The sequence below is a fragment of the Nocardioides marmorisolisilvae genome, assembly GCF_003725775.1.
GTDB lineage: Bacteria > Actinomycetota > Actinomycetes > Propionibacteriales > Nocardioidaceae > Marmoricola > Marmoricola marmorisolisilvae.
Genome location: NZ_RJSG01000006.1, coordinates 113149 through 128760 on the forward strand (window position 1 = coordinate 113149; position 15612 = coordinate 128760).

Annotated in this window: 15 protein-coding genes; 7 read left to right on the forward strand and 8 right to left on the reverse strand. The window is 69.7% G+C overall.

Annotated features, from left to right (window positions below; all coding sequences use genetic code 11):
• Window positions 1-20: 20 nt before the first annotated feature.
• Both EFL95_RS18530 and EFL95_RS18535 read left to right on the forward strand, forming a co-directional pair.
• Window positions 21-1460 carry a CCA tRNA nucleotidyltransferase gene (locus EFL95_RS18530; protein ID WP_246005046.1) on the forward strand — a complete coding sequence of 480 codons (1440 nt, stop codon included), beginning with the start codon at window positions 21-23 and terminating at the stop codon, window positions 1458-1460.
• Window positions 1461-1469: 9 nt separating this feature from the next.
• Window positions 1470-2441 carry a 1-aminocyclopropane-1-carboxylate deaminase/D-cysteine desulfhydrase gene (locus EFL95_RS18535; RefSeq protein WP_221176505.1) on the forward strand — a complete coding sequence of 324 codons (972 nt, stop codon included), beginning with the start codon at window positions 1470-1472 and terminating at the stop codon, window positions 2439-2441.
• Window positions 2442-2444: 3 nt separating this feature from the next.
• On the opposite strand, the gene EFL95_RS18540 is transcribed toward EFL95_RS18535, so the two are convergent.
• From EFL95_RS18540 to EFL95_RS18555, 4 genes are all read right to left on the reverse strand, one after another.
• Window positions 2445-3116, reverse strand: coding sequence for a hypothetical protein (locus tag EFL95_RS18540; RefSeq protein WP_148045108.1), 672 nt, complete (start codon window positions 3114-3116; stop codon window positions 2445-2447).
• Between the two features lie 44 nt (window positions 3117-3160).
• Window positions 3161-4012: a hypothetical protein gene (locus tag EFL95_RS18545; RefSeq protein WP_148045109.1), complete on the reverse strand. Its 852-nt coding sequence runs from the start codon at window positions 4010-4012 to the stop codon at window positions 3161-3163.
• A 144-nt stretch (window positions 4013-4156) separates the two neighbouring features.
• Window positions 4157-5248: an inositol-3-phosphate synthase gene (locus EFL95_RS18550; RefSeq protein WP_123235601.1), complete on the reverse strand. Its 1092-nt coding sequence runs from the start codon at window positions 5246-5248 to the stop codon at window positions 4157-4159.
• 26 nt (window positions 5249-5274) lie between these two features.
• Window positions 5275-5877 carry a PadR family transcriptional regulator gene (locus EFL95_RS18555; protein WP_123235602.1) on the reverse strand — a complete coding sequence of 201 codons (603 nt, stop codon included), beginning with the start codon at window positions 5875-5877 and terminating at the stop codon, window positions 5275-5277.
• Window positions 5878-6131: 254 nt separating this feature from the next.
• Here EFL95_RS18555 and EFL95_RS18560 point away from each other — a divergent pair, with 254 nt between their 5' ends.
• Window positions 6132-8447 carry a transglycosylase domain-containing protein gene (locus EFL95_RS18560; protein ID WP_123235603.1) on the forward strand — a complete coding sequence of 772 codons (2316 nt, stop codon included), beginning with the start codon at window positions 6132-6134 and terminating at the stop codon, window positions 8445-8447.
• A 112-nt stretch (window positions 8448-8559) separates the two neighbouring features.
• A complete protein-coding gene (locus EFL95_RS18565) occupies window positions 8560-9873 on the forward strand; it encodes a glycosyltransferase family 87 protein (protein ID WP_123235604.1) in 1314 nt (437 codons plus the stop codon).
• Here the strand turns inward: EFL95_RS18565 and EFL95_RS18570 are convergent.
• The 4 genes from EFL95_RS18570 to EFL95_RS18585 form a co-directional block, all read right to left on the reverse strand.
• Window positions 9784-10833 (reverse strand): alanine racemase, encoded by a 1050-nt coding sequence (locus EFL95_RS18570; RefSeq protein WP_123235605.1) that lies wholly within the window; start codon window positions 10831-10833, stop codon window positions 9784-9786. The genes EFL95_RS18565 and EFL95_RS18570 overlap by 90 nt on opposite strands.
• A 7-nt stretch (window positions 10834-10840) precedes the next feature.
• Window positions 10841-11971: a lipid II:glycine glycyltransferase FemX gene (locus EFL95_RS18575; protein ID WP_246005047.1), complete on the reverse strand. Its 1131-nt coding sequence runs from the start codon at window positions 11969-11971 to the stop codon at window positions 10841-10843.
• Window positions 11972-12037: 66 nt separating this feature from the next.
• Window positions 12038-12907, reverse strand: coding sequence for an alpha/beta hydrolase (locus EFL95_RS18580; protein ID WP_221176506.1), 870 nt, complete (start codon window positions 12905-12907; stop codon window positions 12038-12040).
• Window positions 12886-13695 (reverse strand): deoxyribonuclease IV, encoded by an 810-nt coding sequence (locus EFL95_RS18585; RefSeq protein ID WP_123235607.1) that lies wholly within the window; start codon window positions 13693-13695, stop codon window positions 12886-12888. Before EFL95_RS18585 ends, EFL95_RS18580 begins: the two co-directional genes overlap by 22 nt.
• A 144-nt stretch (window positions 13696-13839) precedes the next feature.
• Here EFL95_RS18585 and EFL95_RS18590 point away from each other — a divergent pair, with 144 nt between their 5' ends.
• From EFL95_RS18590 to EFL95_RS18600, 3 genes are all read left to right on the forward strand, one after another.
• Window positions 13840-14502, forward strand: a complete 663-nt coding sequence (locus EFL95_RS18590) for a TetR/AcrR family transcriptional regulator (RefSeq protein ID WP_123235608.1) — start codon at window positions 13840-13842, stop codon at window positions 14500-14502.
• A gap of 168 nt (window positions 14503-14670) precedes the next feature.
• Window positions 14671-14961, forward strand: a complete 291-nt coding sequence (gene rpsF / locus EFL95_RS18595; RefSeq protein ID WP_123235609.1) for a 30S ribosomal protein S6 — start codon at window positions 14671-14673, stop codon at window positions 14959-14961.
• Between the two features lie 33 nt (window positions 14962-14994).
• Window positions 14995-15558: a single-stranded DNA-binding protein gene (locus tag EFL95_RS18600; RefSeq protein WP_123235610.1), complete on the forward strand. Its 564-nt coding sequence runs from the start codon at window positions 14995-14997 to the stop codon at window positions 15556-15558.
• The last annotated feature ends 54 nt before the right edge of the window (window positions 15559-15612 follow it).

Below are 15612 nucleotides of genomic sequence, written 5' to 3' on the forward strand. Positions count from 1 at the left end.
CGCCGATAGAGTTACCTCCCGTGTCGCTGAACATCTCGCAGGCCCAGGAGCGCGCGCTCGCCGAGCTGCTGCGGCTGGCCCCGGTGATCGACGAGCTCGGCGCCCGGTTCGCGGCTGCGGGCGAGCAGATCGCCCTGGTCGGCGGCCCGGTGCGCGACGCCATGCTCGGGCGGCTCCAGAACGACCTGGACTTCACCACCTCGGCGCGACCCGAGGTCACCGAGAAGCTGGTCAAGGGCTGGGCCGACGCGGTCTGGGACATCGGCCGGGACTTCGGCACCATCGGCTGCCGCCGCGGCGAGTGGCAGATCGAGATCACCACCTTCCGCTCGGAGAAGTACGACGCGACCAGCCGCAAGCCCGAGGTTGCCTACGGCGACTCGCTGGTCGGTGACCTCGGACGCCGCGACTTCACCGTCAACGCGATGGCGATCTCGCTGCCCGGCAACGTCTTCGAGGACCCGTTCGGCGGCATCGTCGACCTCGCCCAGCAGGTGCTCCGCACGCCGGGCCGTCCCGAGGACTCGTTCAGCGACGACCCGCTGCGGATGATGCGCGCGGCCCGCTTCGCCGGCCAGCTCGGGTTCACCGTCGCGCCCGAGGTCAAGCAGGCGATGACCGACATGGCCGACCGGATCCGGATCGTCTCGGCCGAGCGGGTGCGCGACGAGCTGGTGAAGCTGGTCTGCTCCCCGCGACCACGCGCCGGACTCGAGCTGCTCGTGGAGACCGGCCTCGCCGAGCAGGTGCTGCCCGAGCTGCCGGCGCTGGCGCTGGAGCGCGACGAGCACCACCGGCACAAGGACGTCTACGAGCACACCCTGACCGTGCTCGAGCAGTCGATCGCGCTGGAGGACCGGCTGCCTGAGGGCGGCCCGGACTTCGTCGCTCGTTTCGCGGCCCTGATGCACGACATCGGCAAGCCGAGGACCCGGCGTTTTGCGGACGACGGTGTGGTCACCTTCCACCACCACGACGTGGTCGGCGCGAAGCTCACCAAGAAGCGGATGCAGGAGCTGCGCTTCTCCTCCGAGCAGACCGCGGAGGTCAGCCGGCTCGTCGAGCTGCACCTGCGGTTCCACGGGTACGGCGACGGGCAGTGGACCGACTCGGCGGTGCGCCGCTACGTGCGCGACGCCGGTCCGCTGCTGAGCCGGCTGCACATCCTGACCCGCGCCGACTGCACCACGCGCAACCAGCGCAAGGCCGAGCGGCTGCGTCGTACCTACGACGAGCTGGAGCAGCGGATCGCCCGGCTGTCCGAGCAGGAGGAGCTGGACGCGATCCGGCCCGACCTGGACGGCAACCAGATCATGGAGATCCTCGGCATCCCGGCCGGACGCGAGGTCGGTGCGGCGTACCAGTTCCTGCTCGAGCTGCGCCTCGACAACGGGCCGATGGAGTACGACGCGGCGCGAGCCGCGCTGCTGGAGTGGGCCGCGTCGCGCCCGTCCTCGTAGCCTGGCGCGGTGACCCACCTCCACGACCGCTTCGGTGCGCTCGACCTCGAGCACGTGCCGCTGGGCACCGGCCCGACCCCGGTACGCCGGCTGGACGGCCTGGTCGACGGCGTGGATCTCTGGCTCAAGGACGAGAGCCGCTTCGGTGACGGGGCCTGGGCCGGCAACAAGGTCCGCAAGCTGGAGTGGATCCTCCCCGAGGCGCGCCGTCGTGGGACGCGGACGCTGTTCACGGTGGGCGGGATCGGCACCCACTGGGGTCTTGCGTGCGCGCTCTACGGCGCCGACCACGGGCTGCGCACCGTGCTCGGACTGGTGGACCAGCCCGTCGACGACCACGTGCGTCAGCAGCTCGCGCGGCTCGAGGCGTCCGGGGCCGAGCTGCACCGCTACCGCAACCCCACCCGGCTCAAGCTGGCGGCGCCGTGGCTGATCGCCCGTAACCTGCACGGCGGGCGGTTGCCCTGGTACCTGCCGGCCGGCGGCTCGAACGCCGTGGGCAGCCTCGGCTACGTCGAGACGGCGCTCGAGATCGCGGCCCAGGTCCAGGCCGGCGACCTGCCCGAGCCAGCGACCGTGGTGACCGCCATCGGCAGCGGCGGGACCGCGGCCGGTCTCGCTCTCGGACTCCGGCTCGCCGGGTTGCGGACCCGGGTCTTCGGTGTTGTCGTCAACGACGCGTTCGCCCTGGACGCGCCGGTCATCGCCGGCCTGGCCCGTCGTACGGCGGGCCTGCTCACCGACCGCGGCGCGGGCGAGCTGCCCCGGATCGCGGCCGAGGACCTGACCACCTCCCCGGACTGGCTGGGCCGGACCTACGGTGACCCGACCCCGGCATCGGTGGCGATGGTGGAGAAGGCAACCGGGCTCGGACTCGAGCTCGAGCCGGTGTACACGGGCAAGTCGTTGGCGGCCATCGCCGACCTCGCGGACACCCTCGACGGGCCGGTGCTCTGGTTGAACACCCACGGTCCGCGCTGAGGCTCAGGCCAGCGTCCGGTACCGGTAGGTCTGGGCGAGCAGCACCAGCGGCACCGCGATCAGCAGGCCGATCTCGAGTGCCAGCAGGCCGAGCACCAGGACGGCCACGGCGGTCACGGCGAAACCGGTCTCCCGGACCAGGTTCCGGGCCACCAGGCGGGTGCTCGCCGCGATCGCGGACCAGGTGCCCAGACCGCGGTCGACCACGAAGGTCATCGCGTACCGGGTGAAGAACGCGAGCAGCAGGCCGGGCAGCACCACCAGGACCGTGCCGAGGGTGAGCAGCAGGCTGATCGTCACCGCGGCCGGGAGGGCACGCAGCAGGTTCCAGCCGCCGAAGACTCCGCGCGACGGCACCTCGTCGATGAGGTCGAGGGAGGCGCGGGACAGCCCGGCCGCCACCAGGTGGCCGATCAGGAAGAGCACGAACAGCCCGACCAGGACTCCGAGCTGACCGCGACCGGTGGTGCCGGCACAGCGGGCGGTGAGCGTGGTGCCGAGGTAGTAGCGCGGGCAGGGCGTGGACCCGACCGCGAGACCGATCAACCAGTTCACGAGCACGTTGGCGATCAGGCCGACGACGGTGAGCACGACGGCGGGGACGAGGATCCGGTCCGGTTGCCGACCGAGCTGCCGGATCGCCGTGCCCAGCGAACGGGTCCGGACAGCAGTCACGCCCGGCATCCTAGGTCGGATGCCGGGCGTGGATGCCTCCAGGCTCACGCCTCGGCGGGCGTCACCGGCTCGTTGTTGAGCGAGCGGAACGTGTACGCAGCCGCACCGATGACCACCGGGATGGCGGCCAGGAGGCCGACACCGCAGAGGATCGCGCCGACCACGATCGTCACGACCGACAGCAGGAAGAACACGATGGTCTCGCCGAAGTGCGAGGTCACCAGGCTGAAGCTGGCCTGGATCGCCTCCATCGGGGCCATCTCCTTGTCGACCACGTAGAACATCGAGAACATCGTTAGGTACCCGATCGCGATGCCGGGGACGTAGCAGAGGAAGCTGCCGATCGAGGTGGCCACGGCCAGGATCAGCGCGGTGGTGATCACGGCCGGCTTGGTCGCGTAGCTGATCACGTCGCCGGCGTTCACCGGCTTGCCGTCGACCACGTTCAGGCCGGACTTCACCAGACCTGCGCCGAGCGCGTTGGCGATCGCGGTCACGACGAGGCCGATGAGCGCGTAGGCGAAGAGCCGGGTGAAGAAGCCCGGACCGTCGCAGCCGTCGAAGTTGATCCCGTTCTCGTTGCTGGTCACGGTGCAGCTGGTGTCGAGCAGGGTGGCGTTCATGATCACGAAGCCGACGACCTCGAGCACGATCACCACGACGGCCACCAGGAGCGTCGGGACCAGCAGGGTGGCCGGGCTCTTGGAGAACTTGGCCCAGCCGTACTTGATCGCGTCGGCGCCGTTGTAGCCGGAGCCGCCGGCGGCCGGTGCGCCGTACGCGGGCGGCGGCGGAGGCGGCGTGCCGTAGGACGGCGGCGGGGTCCCGTAGGACGGCGGCGGAGGCGGCGGCGCCGCCCCTTCGGACGGCGGCGGAGTGGGGTTGTCATCGCTCATGGCGGTCACCGTAGTGACCGCGATCCGCCAGCACATCCCCTTGTCGGGACTGAAATGTGAACGTAAAGGGGTGGAAACCCGTCGAGCCCCGGACCAGGTGGTCCGGGGCTCGACGCCGAAATCAGCTGCTGCAGGGGTGGAGCGTCAGCGCTCGACCTCGCCGCGGATGAAGGCCTCGACCGAAGCCGCGCCCTCGTCGTCGGGACGCTGCACCGGCGGGGACTTCATCAGGTAGGACGACGCCGAGAGCAGCGGGCCACCGATGCCGCGGTCCTTGGCGATCTTCGCCGCACGGATCGCGTCGATGATGATGCCGGCCGAGTTCGGGGAGTCCCAGACCTCGAGCTTGTACTCCAGGTTCAGCGGAACGTCACCGAAGGCACGACCCTCGAGGCGGACGTAGGCCCACTTGCGGTCGTCGAGCCAGGCCACGTAGTCAGACGGGCCGATGTGCACGTTGCGGTCGTAGATCTTGCCGGCCAGCGGACCCTCGAGGTTCGAGGTGACGGCCTGGGTCTTGGAGACCTTCTTGGACTCCAGGCGCTCGCGCTCGAGCATGTTCTTGAAGTCCATGTTGCCGCCGACGTTGAGCTGGTAGGTGCGGTCAAGGACCACGCCGCGGTCCTCGAACAGCTTCGCCATCACGCGGTGGGTGATGGTCGCGCCGACCTGGCTCTTGATGTCGTCACCGATGATCGGGACGCCCGCGTCCTCGAACTTCTTGGCCCACTCGGGGTCGGAGGCGATGAAGACCGGCAGGGCGTTGACGAAGGCCACGCCCGCGTCGATCGCGCACTGCGCGTAGTACTTGTCAGCGACCTCGGAACCCACCGGCAGGTAGGAGACGAGCACGTCGACCTGGGCGTCCTTGAGGGCCTGGACGACGTCCACCGGCTCGGCGTCGGACTCCTCGATGGTCTCGCGGTAGTACTTGCCGAGGCCGTCGTTGGTGACACCGCGCAGGACGGTCACGCCGGTCGGCGGGACGTCGGCGATGCGGATGGTGTTGTTCTCCGAGTTGTTGATCGCGTCGGAGAGGTCGAAGCCGACCTTCTTCGCGTCGACGTCGAACGCCGCCACGAACTCGACGTCGGAGACGTGGTAGTCACCGAAGGTGACGTGCATGAGGCCGGGCACGGAGCCCGACGGGTCGGCGTTCTTGTAGTACTCGACGCCCTGGACAAGGGAGCTGGCGCAGTTGCCGACTCCCACGATGCCTACGCGAACCTTCGCCATGGCTGCTCCTTCTGCATTGCTGTTACTCAACTGATTTCGGTTTTCGGTACTGCTGTCTGGGGGGTGGTCGCCGGCGGCGTGGCCCGCGAGCCGGACCGGTCGCTGCTGGCGCGCTCGGCCTCGATCAGGTCGGTCAGCCAGCGGACCTCGCGCTCGACGGACTCGATCGCGTGGCGCTGGAGCTCGGTGACGTAGCGGTCCGAACCGCCGTGCAGGCTGCGGGCGCGGTCGAGGCGCTCCTGCAGCCGGGAGCGGCGACCCTCGAGGATCCGCATCCGGACGCCGGCGTCGGTGCGCGAGAAGAACGCGAACCGCATGTTGAAGCTCTCGTCCTCCCACGCGGCCGGACCGGCCTCGGTGATCTCGGAGGCGAAGTACTCGGTGCCGGCCGGGGTGATCTGGTAGACGATGCGCTGGCGGCGGGAGACCGCGCCGGACATGGTGGTCACCTCGGTGATCCACCCGGCGCGCAGCATCCGCTTCAGCGCGGGGTACAACGAGCCGTAGGAGAGCAGCCGGGTCCAGCCGAGGAGGAGGTTCAGGCGCTTGCGCAGCTCGTAGCCGTGCAGCGGGGACTCCTGGAGGAGTCCGAGCACCGCCAGCTCGAGGGTCGCACCCTTGCTCGGCATCGTGTCTGCTTTCCTTTGGTCCGGAAACGTCCGGTTTTGTTCGATCTATCGAACCGGTCTATCGATCAAACCTATCGCATCGATATATCAACGGCCAAGTTCACGGCGTGTTCACCGGGGAGAGCCGTGCCACACCCCGGTCGTTCGCCGACACGGCCGGGGCCGCTGTGCAGGCGGGTTTGGGCGGGTCATGGGGGGACGCCGTACCCTCGTCCTGACCTGCCCGTACGAGCTTCCCCCTGGAGTACGAGACCGTGAGTTCCAGTACGCCGCGGCCCCCGCGTCCGAGCGGCAGTCGTGCCCCCGCGAAGAAGGGCACAGCCGCCAAGAAGACCGCTCCGGGAAGCCGGGCCAAGGGCCGGTCCGGCGGCAAGGGCGGCGGCCGCGCCGCCAAGCCGACGCGCCAGGAGCTGTTCCGCAAGTACCTGCGCTACCTGCTCATCGCCGGTGTCGTCTTCACCGTGCTGATGGTCTCGGTCTTCTACTTCGCCTACCGGTCGACGCACATCCCGGACCCGAACACGGCGTTCCAGGCGCAGACGACGAACGTCTACTACTCCAACGACAAGACGAAGATCGGCACCTTCGCCACCCAGAACCGTGAGTCGATCCCGCTCTCGGAGATCCCGAAGGTGATGCAGGAGGCCGTGGTCGCCGCCGAGGACCGCACCTTCTGGACCAACAAGGGCATCGACCCCAAGGGCATCCTGCGCGCCGCGTTCTCCAACGCCAAGGGCGGTGCCACCCAGGGCGCCTCGACCATCACCCAGCAGTACGTGAAGATCCTCTACCTGTCGCAGGAGCGGACCTTCAAGCGCAAGATCAAGGAAGCCTTCCTGTCCCTGAAGATCCAGCAGGAGCAGTCGAAGTCGCAGATCCTCGAGGGCTACCTGAACACCATCTACTTCGGCCGCGGCGCCTACGGCGTGCAGGCGGCCGCCGAGGCGTACTTCGCCCGGCCGGCCAAGGACCTGAGCGCGTCCGAGGCCGCGATGCTGGCTGCGGTGCTGAACTCGCCGAACTACCTCTCCCCCGACCGCGGCGCCGACGCTCGGGCCGCCCTGCTGAACCGCTACGACTACGTGATCAGCGGGATGGTGAAGGCCGGCAAGCTCGACTCGGCCGAGGCCGACAAGATCTCCGGCAAGCTGCCGAAGTTCGTGCCCCTGAGCAACAACAACAAGTACGGCGGCCAGAAGGGCTTCATGCTCAGCCTGGTCAAGGACGAGCTGCTGCGGCTCGGCTTCGACGACGCCCAGATCGACGGCGGCGGTCTCCGGGTCGTCACCACCTTCCAGCCGAGGGCGATGATCGCCGCGAAGAGCGCGGTGAACCAGATCGCGCCCAAGGGCTTGAAGTCGCTGCACGCCGCGGTCGCCTCGGTCGACGTGAAGACCGGCGGCCTGATCGGCTTCTACGGCGGCCAGGACTACCTGAAGAGCCAGCTCAACTGGGCGACGGCCGCCGACTCCCCGGGTTCGGCGTTCAAGGCCTTCTCGGTCGCGGCCGGCATCAAGGACGGCTTCAGCCTCAAGGACACCTTCGACGGCAACTCGCCGTACTACTTCCCCGACGGCAGCAAGGCCGTGAACGAGGGCAGCGGCCAGGGCACCGACTACGGCGCCGCGGTCAGCATGGTCAAGGCGACCGAGCAGTCCATCAACACCGCGTTCATCGACATGACCGCGTCGATGAAGAACGGTCCCCGGAAGATGGCCGACATGGCCGAGGCCATGGGCGTCCCGAAGATCCCGGCCAACTACGTCAACGCGCGCATCTCCCTGGGTAGCCAGCCGGTCAGCCCGGTGAACATGGCCAACGCCTACGCCACCATCGCCGACGAGGGCGTGCACCACGACCTGTTCGTGGTCTCCAAGGTGATCAAGGCCAGCGACGGCGAGGTGCTCTACACCGCGGACAAGAAGGGCAAGCGGGCGATCTCCGCGGACATCGCGGCGGACACCAGCTTCGCGCTCCAGGACGTGGTGAAGAACGGCACCGGCCGCAAGGCGCTGGGCCTCGGTCGCCCGGCCGCCGGCAAGACCGGCACCGCGACCGACGACAAGGGCAACGTGATCACGTCCTGGTTCGTCGGCTTCACCCCGCAGGTCTCGACCGCGGTGATGTACGTGCGCGGCAACGGTCGAAAGCCGCTCAACGACTACCTGCCGCCGTTCCAGGGTGCGACCGGCTACTTCGGTGCCGGCTATCCGACGGCGACCTGGACCGCGGCGATGAAGACGATCATGGACGGCAAGGACGTCGTCCAGTTCCCGAAGCCCGCCAACGTCGACGGCAAGGCACCGTCGTCGGGTCACGCACCGGCCAAGCCGACGCCGTCGAAGACGCCGACCCCGTCCAAGACGCCGACCCCGACGCTGACCCCGACCCCGACGCTGACCCCGACCCCGACGCTGACGCCGACCCCGACCGGGACCCCCACGTCGACCAACACCGACTGCCCGATCCTCAACCCGAACTGCAACGGCAACGGCGGCGGTAACGGGGGCGGAAACCCGAAGCCGAAGGTGACCGCGGACCGTCCGAGCGCCTACCTGCGGCAGGAGTAGGGCGCTGAACAGGCCGACCCACGAGGACCCCGTCGCCGGAGCCCTCAGCGAGGTCATCGGAGGCCCGGCGGGGTCGCGTGCGCGTCCGCACTCGTGGTGGACGCCGGTCCGGGTGCTGCTCGCGGTCTTCACCGTCGTGTTCGCCCTCGGGTTGGTGCAGAAGTACCCGTGCGGCCACACCAACTGGTCCAGCAACGACGTCCGCTACAGCAAGATGTGCTACTCCGACGTGCCCTACCTCTACACCGGGCGCGGGTTCGCGGAGCACCAGTGGCCGTACTCCGACGACGACCAGCGCTACAGCGCGATGGAGTACCCGGTCCTGATCTCCTACTTCGCCTGGGTCGCCTCCGAGATCACCGCGGTGGTCCCGTCCGGTCCGTCCGAGGCGGTTCGCGCCGCGACCTCTCCGGACGCGATGTGGGGCCTGCCCGGCATGGACAAGGAGGTGAACACCTACTTCCTGATCACCGCGTTCTTGTTGTTCCTCTGCGGTCTCGGTGCGGTGTTCTTCCTCGCCGGCGCGAGCCCCGGGCGCCCGTGGGACGCGATGGCGTTCGCCGCCTCACCGATGCTGCTGCTCTCCGCGTTGGTCAACTGGGACCTGCTCGCGGTGCTGTTCACCGCCGGGGCGCTCTGGGCGTGGGCGCGTGGCCGCCCGCTGCTCGCCGGGGTGATGGTCGGCCTCGGTTTCGCCACCAAGCTCTACCCGCTGTTCCTGCTCGGCGCCTTCCTCATCGACGCCGTCCGCCGGCGCCGCCCCGACCTGATCGCCACCGCGGCCGTCGCGGCCGGTGCTGTGTGGTTCCTGGTCAACGCCCCGGCGCTGGCCACCGGCCCCGATCGCTGGAAGGTGTTCTGGACCTTCAACCAGGACCGCGGCGCTGACCTCGGCTCGCTCTGGCTGGTGCTCGCCCAGCGCGGCCACAACGTCACCCCGCACACCATCAACCTCGTCTCCGGGGTGCTCTTCGTGCTGGCCTGCGTCGGGATCCTCGTGCTCGGCCTGCGGGCCTGGCGTCGTCCCGAGGTCGCGCAGATCGCGTTCCTGGTCGTCGCGGCGTTCCTGATCGTCAACAAGGTCTACTCGCCGCAGTACGTGCTCTGGCTGCTGCCGCTGGCGGTGCTCGCCCGACCGAAGTGGCGCGACCTGCTGATCTGGCAGGCCTGCGAGCTGGTCTACTTCGCGGCGGTCTGGATCGACCTCGGCGGTTGGCTCGAGACGTCGTCCGGCAACCACACGCCGTACCAGGTCGCGATCGTGGTCCGCGTGCTCGGCGAGCTGTACCTGGTGGCGATGGTGGTCCGGGACATCTGGTTCGCGGTCCCCGACGACTCAGGTGATGACGACCTCGTCGACGTCGGTCGCGGTGAAGCGGACCCGGACCGGCACGGTCTCGCCGACGCCGGGCACAGCAACGCCTGACGGCAGGAACAGCAGCGAGGCCTGCATGTGCGGGGGCTCGGCGAAGTAGCGCGCCTTGCCGGCCACGGTGAACGGCGACTTGGCCAGCCCGAGCGCGTCCAGGCCACCGCGGGCAACCGTGCTCACCCGGGCCCGCACCGACGACTCCCCGGTCGGCGCCTCCAGGCCGATGCCGTGCGCCGTACCGCCGGAGACGACCAGGATCGTCCCGCGCCGTGGCGCTGACCTGCCTCGGTAACCGATCGGCTCGCCGCGGTCGACCGGGTGCGAGTCCAGCACGTGCGCACGGACGTCGAGCGCGCCGCGGTCGCCGAGCCACAGCTCGGTGCCGATCCGCTGGCGGAAGCTGATCTCGGGGTACTGCTCGGCAAGGGTGCCGACCTCGGCGGCCGTGAGGTGCGAGACCCAGACCGCGCCGGCCAGACCGGCCGCGACGATGTCGGTCAGCAACCGCTCGGCCTCGGCGAGGTTGCCGCCGTCGCCCAGCGGCAGGTGGATGCTCGCGCCCTCCACCCGTACACCGGGTCGCGAGCGCGCCAGCTCGGCGGCCTCGCGCAGTCCCCGCGCGGTGAACCCGTGGCGCTTCATCGAGGTCATCCGCTCGAGCACGATCCGCGGTGTGCCGGGTGCGTCGAGGAGCTGCTCGAGGTCCTCGAGCCGGCCGACGGTGTGGATCACCCGGTCGGCGTGCTTGGCCTTGATCGCGCGGGTCTCGAAGGCGCGCCACCCGGTGAGCACCAGGATGTCGCCGTCGAAACGGCTGGCGACGTCGTCCACCTCGGTCGGTGTGCCGACCGCGACGGTGTCGACCTCCAGCCAGCCGGAGCGGCGGGCCAGCCGTCGCAACCCGAACCCGTAGCCGTTGCCCTTGATGACCGGCACCAGGCCCGGGCGACTCGCGGCGACCTCACGCAGGTGCGCGCGCCAACGGTCGCCGTCGACGTGCAGGACCAGGCTCATGGCCGCGTCACCCCCGTCGCTTCAGGTAGAGCTGGAAGGCAGCGTAGATGGCCCGGTTCAGCGGCAGGTCCCACTCGCCGGCGTACTCGACCGCCTCGCCGCCGGTGCCGACCTTGAACTGGATCAGGCCCAGGTGGGGGTCGTCGGAGGCAAGGGTCTCGGTGATGCCGCGCAGGTCGTAGACCCCTGCTCCGGCGGCCAGCGCGTCGGTGATCATCCGCCACTGGATCGCGTTCGAGCCGCGGACCTCGCGCTTCTCCGTCGAGGAGGCGCCGTAGGAGTACCAGGTGTGGGTCCCGACCCGGATCCAGATGGTCGAGGCGACCAGGTCACCCTCGTGCTGGGCCAGGTAGAGCCGGATCCGGTCGGGGTCCTCGCCCTGCAGCGCGGCGTACATCGTCTGGAAGTAGCCCAGTGGCCGCGGGGTGAAGTGGTCCCGCTCCGCGGTGTGCGCGTAGAGCGCGTGGAAGGCGGGCAGGTCCTCGGCAGTGCCGACAGTGACCTCGACCCCCTCCTTGGCGGCCTTCTTGATGTTGCGGCGCCAGAGCTGGTTCATGCCCGCCAGGACGTCGTCCTCGGTGCGACCGGCGAGCGGGATCTGGAAGTTGTACTGGGGCTGGCCCGCGGCGAACCCACCGGCCACCGACTGGCACTGCCAGCCGAGCTCCCGGAGCTGGGAGAGGACCGAGGCGCCGACCTGGCTGCGCTCGCCGGGCGGCAGCTGCGTCAGGGTGGTGACGGCGTCATCAGCGATGCCGTCCTTGATCTGGGCGGCGTCCCAGCGGCGGGTGACGACCGGCGGCCCGATCCGGATGCCGAAGGCGCCCTGCGACTTCAGGTGCGCGGCCATCGGGTTCAGCCAGCCACCGAGGTCCTCCGAGGCCCAGTCGATCACCGGGCCCTCGGGCAGGTAGGCGAGGTAGCGCTTCACCTTCGGCAGCTGCCGGTACAGGACCAGGGCGGCACCGACCAGGGCGTCGCCGGAGAACCAGCCGATCGACTCGGCCTTCCACTCCGCCTTCACCTGCGCCCATGCCGGCGTCTGCAGGAAGCTGGCCGAGGACTGGCTGTTCAGGAACGCCAGGTGGTCGGCTGCGGAGATCGTCCGCACGGCGAGCGCGGCTTCAGTGACGGGCACGCACCGAGACTAACGAGACGTCGGTGCCCGGGTCTGCCCGCACCGCGGGGGTCGTGAGGATGACCACTAATCGGTCCCCAGTCCCGCGAGCTTCGGCGAGGCCCGGTCGATCGACGCCCGCAGCGTCTTCCAGGCGTTGCTCGTCGGATCGATCAGGGCGAAGTGGTCTCCCGGTACCTCGATGCGCTCGACCTGTGGACCGCGGTGCCGGGTCAGGTAGGCCGCGGCCTGGGAAGCCGGAACCACCTGGTCGTCGGCAGCGACGACGACGGTCACCGGCTTGCGTGGGTGCAGCACCAGAGGATCTGCTTCCCGGTAGCGCTCCGGCACCTCGTCCGGGAGGCCGCCGAGCAGCTGGGGCACCGCTGCTCCACCGATGCCGCGCCGGGCCGCCGTCCGGAGGTCCAGCACTCCGGCCAGGGAGAAGGCACGCTCGGGCAGGAACCGCGGCGGGCCGCCGGGGGTGGCTGCGGTGCGGCTCGCGGCCCACGCCACGAGCTGCCCACCGGCGGAGTGCCCGAGAGCGTGCCGGGGCAGACCGGGACGCAGACCGTTCACCTTGTCCGGGAGGCGCTCGACCAGGTCGAACGCCGCCGCGACATCGGTGAAGGTGGCAGGCCAGCCACCACCGTCGCCGAGGCGGCGGTACTCGATGTTCCAGGTCGCGTACCCGTGCTCGTGCAGGTCGTCGGCGAGCGGTTCCATCAGGTCCGCTCCGTAGCTGCTCGACCAGAAACCTCCGTGCACGAGGACGACGAGGCCGCGTGCGTTCCCACCGGGGGTGCGCAGGCGACCGAACTGGTCGGCGTGGTCGTTGCCGTAGCGGAAGGTGTTGCTCGCAGGAGCCGGGTTCCTGCTCGAGCAGCCGACGACGCCGACCGCTGCCGCGGCCAGCAGGCCGCGGCGGGTGATCGTCAGAGCCGGGCGCGCAGCCACGCGAAGTCGTCGCTGTGCTCGGCGGCGCCGCCGGGCGTCTCGCAGATCACCGGGGCGCCGGCGTCACGGACCACGCCGACGAACTCGTCCGCATCCAGCTGACCGTTCCCGAAGTTGGCGTGCCGGTCGGCACCGGAGTCGAAGGCGTCGCGGCTGTCGTTCGCGTGCACCAGGTCGATCCGGCCGGTGATCGCGTGCAGCTGCTCGACCGCGTCGGTGAGCTTGATGCCGCCGGCCCAGGCGTGGCAGGTGTCCAGGCAGAAGCCGACGTTCTCGGCCCCCTCCGCCTGCTGGATCGCGGCCCAGGTGCCGGCGATCCGGTCGAGCTGGCGAGCCATCGCGTTGTCGCCGCCCGCGGTGTTCTCCAGCAGCAGCGGGATCTTCAGGTCGGTCGCCTCGACCGCCTTGCGCCAGTTGTCGAAACCCTTCGCCGGGTCGTCCTCGGCGTTGACGTGGCCACCGTGCACGATGAGGCCCTTGGCGCCGATCTCCGCCGCCGCGTCGAGGTGCTGCTGAAGCAGCTTGCGGCTGGGGATCCGGATCCGGTTGTTCGTGGTCGCCACGTTCACGATGTACGGCGCGTGCACGTAGAGGTCGATCCCGGCCGCCTCGGCGTCGGCCTTGAGCCCGGCCGCGCCGCCGGCGTACCGGATCTCGGGGCCCTTGTAGCCCTGCGGGTCGCCGAGGAAGAACTGCACGAGGCTGGTCTCGCGCGCCTTGGCCTCGGCGATCGGGTCGGTCTGGTCGACGTGGGCTCCGATGCCCCAGGAGAACGACGTGCTGCTCATGACTCCACCTTAGGAGGGGTCACCGACGGCGTCGCCCGGCGGTCGCCAGCGCCGCCGCGCCCAGGCCGAGCTCCATCGCGAGCGTCCATGTCCGGAACGCTAGCCGCGATTGAGTATTTGAACATGTTCAAATACTCTCGGACCATGAGCCCTCGCCAGGACACCCGGCAGCTGATCCTCGACACCGCCCTGCGGCTCTTCGAGGAGCGTGGTTACGCCCGCACGACGATGCGGGCGATCGCCGAGGAAGCCGGCGTCACCCCGAGCAACGCCTACTACTGGTTCGCCAGCAAGGACGAGCTGGTCCAGGCCTTCTACCTGCGGATCCAGACCGAGCACGCCGAGAGAGCGGCGATGGCACTCGCCTCCGGGTTGCCGCTGACCGACCGGCTGCGGGCCGTCGAGCACGCCTTCCTCGACGTGATCGCCGACTACCACGGCTTCGGGAGCGCCTTCGTGGCGATCGCGATCTCCCCGGAGAGTCCGACCCACCCGCTGAGCGAGTCATCCGCGCCGGCACGTGAGCAGTCGATGGCGATCTACCGCGAGGTCGTCGCCGGCGCCGCTCCCCGCGTGCCCGACAAGGTCCGCGACATCCTCCCCGAGCTGCTCTGGCTCTGCCATCTCGGCGTGACGCTGTTCTGGGTCACCGACCGCAGCCCCGGCCAGGAACGGACCAGGCGGCTGGTGGACGCGACCGTCCCGCTGATCACGCCGATGCTGCGGGTCGCCCGGTTGCCGTGGGGCGGCGCAGTGGTCGACCAGGTCCGCGGCGCGTTGGCCGTGGCGATGGAGCGAGCCGGGTGAACGTGTTCGGGCTGTGCTCGCGCCGGTAGGCCCGGTCTCCGATTCGCATCCCAGGGCCCGCTCCGGTTACTCTTTCCCGTCGCGCTCTCCCGATGAGAGCCGGCAAACGCTAGCCCTCCTGCCACGGAAACGCCGTGGCCGCCAAGTCCGAAGGAGGTGGAGAACGCTATGCGTGCCTATGAAGTCATGGTCATCCTCGACCCTGAGCTCGAAGAGCGGACGGTCGCCCCGTCGCTCGACACGTACCTGAACGTCGTTCGCAACGACGGTGGTGTCGTCGAGAACGTCGACATCTGGGGTCGTCGTCGTCTCGCCTACGAGATCAACAAGAACGCCGAGGGCATCTACGCCGTCGTCACGCTGCAGGCCGAGCCGGCCACCGTGAAGGAACTCGACCGTCAGCTCACCCTGAATGAGTCGGTTCTTCGTACTAAGGTCCTTCGACCGGACGCTCACTGATAGCTCCGGACCCGAAATCCTAGGGAGAAACCCATGGCAGGCGAGACCATCATCACCGTTGTCGGCAACCTGACGGGCGACCCGGAGCTCCGGTTCACCCCGTCGGGCGCGGCGGTCGCGAACTTCACGATCGCGTCCACCCCGCGGACCTTCGACCGTCAGTCCAACGAGTGGAAGGACGGCGACACGCTGTTCCTCAACTGCTCGGTGTGGCGCCAGGCGGCCGAGAACGTCGCGGAGTCGCTGCAGCGCGGCATGCGCGTCGTTGCGCAGGGTCGCCTGAAGGCTCGTTCGTACGAGACCCGTGAGGGCGAGAAGCGCACGGTGATGGAGATGGACGTCGAGGAAGTCGGCCCCAGCCTCAAGTACGCGACTGCCAAGGTCACCCGCGCCACCCGCAGCTCGGGCGGCGGCGGTGGCGGTTTCTCCGGTGGCGACGACCCGTGGGCGTCCCAGCCCGCTGCTCCTGCTGCACAGCAGGGTGGCGGCTCGTGGGGCGGCCAGCAGGGCGGAGCCCCGCAGGGCGGCAACGGTGGGCAGCAGCCCGCCGGCGACCCGTGGGCAGTGCCCGGCGGGTCCGAAGAGCCGCCGTTCTAACCAACATCCAGCCAACCATTCCGGCGTGAGCCGGGCTCACTGAAAGGGAGCACC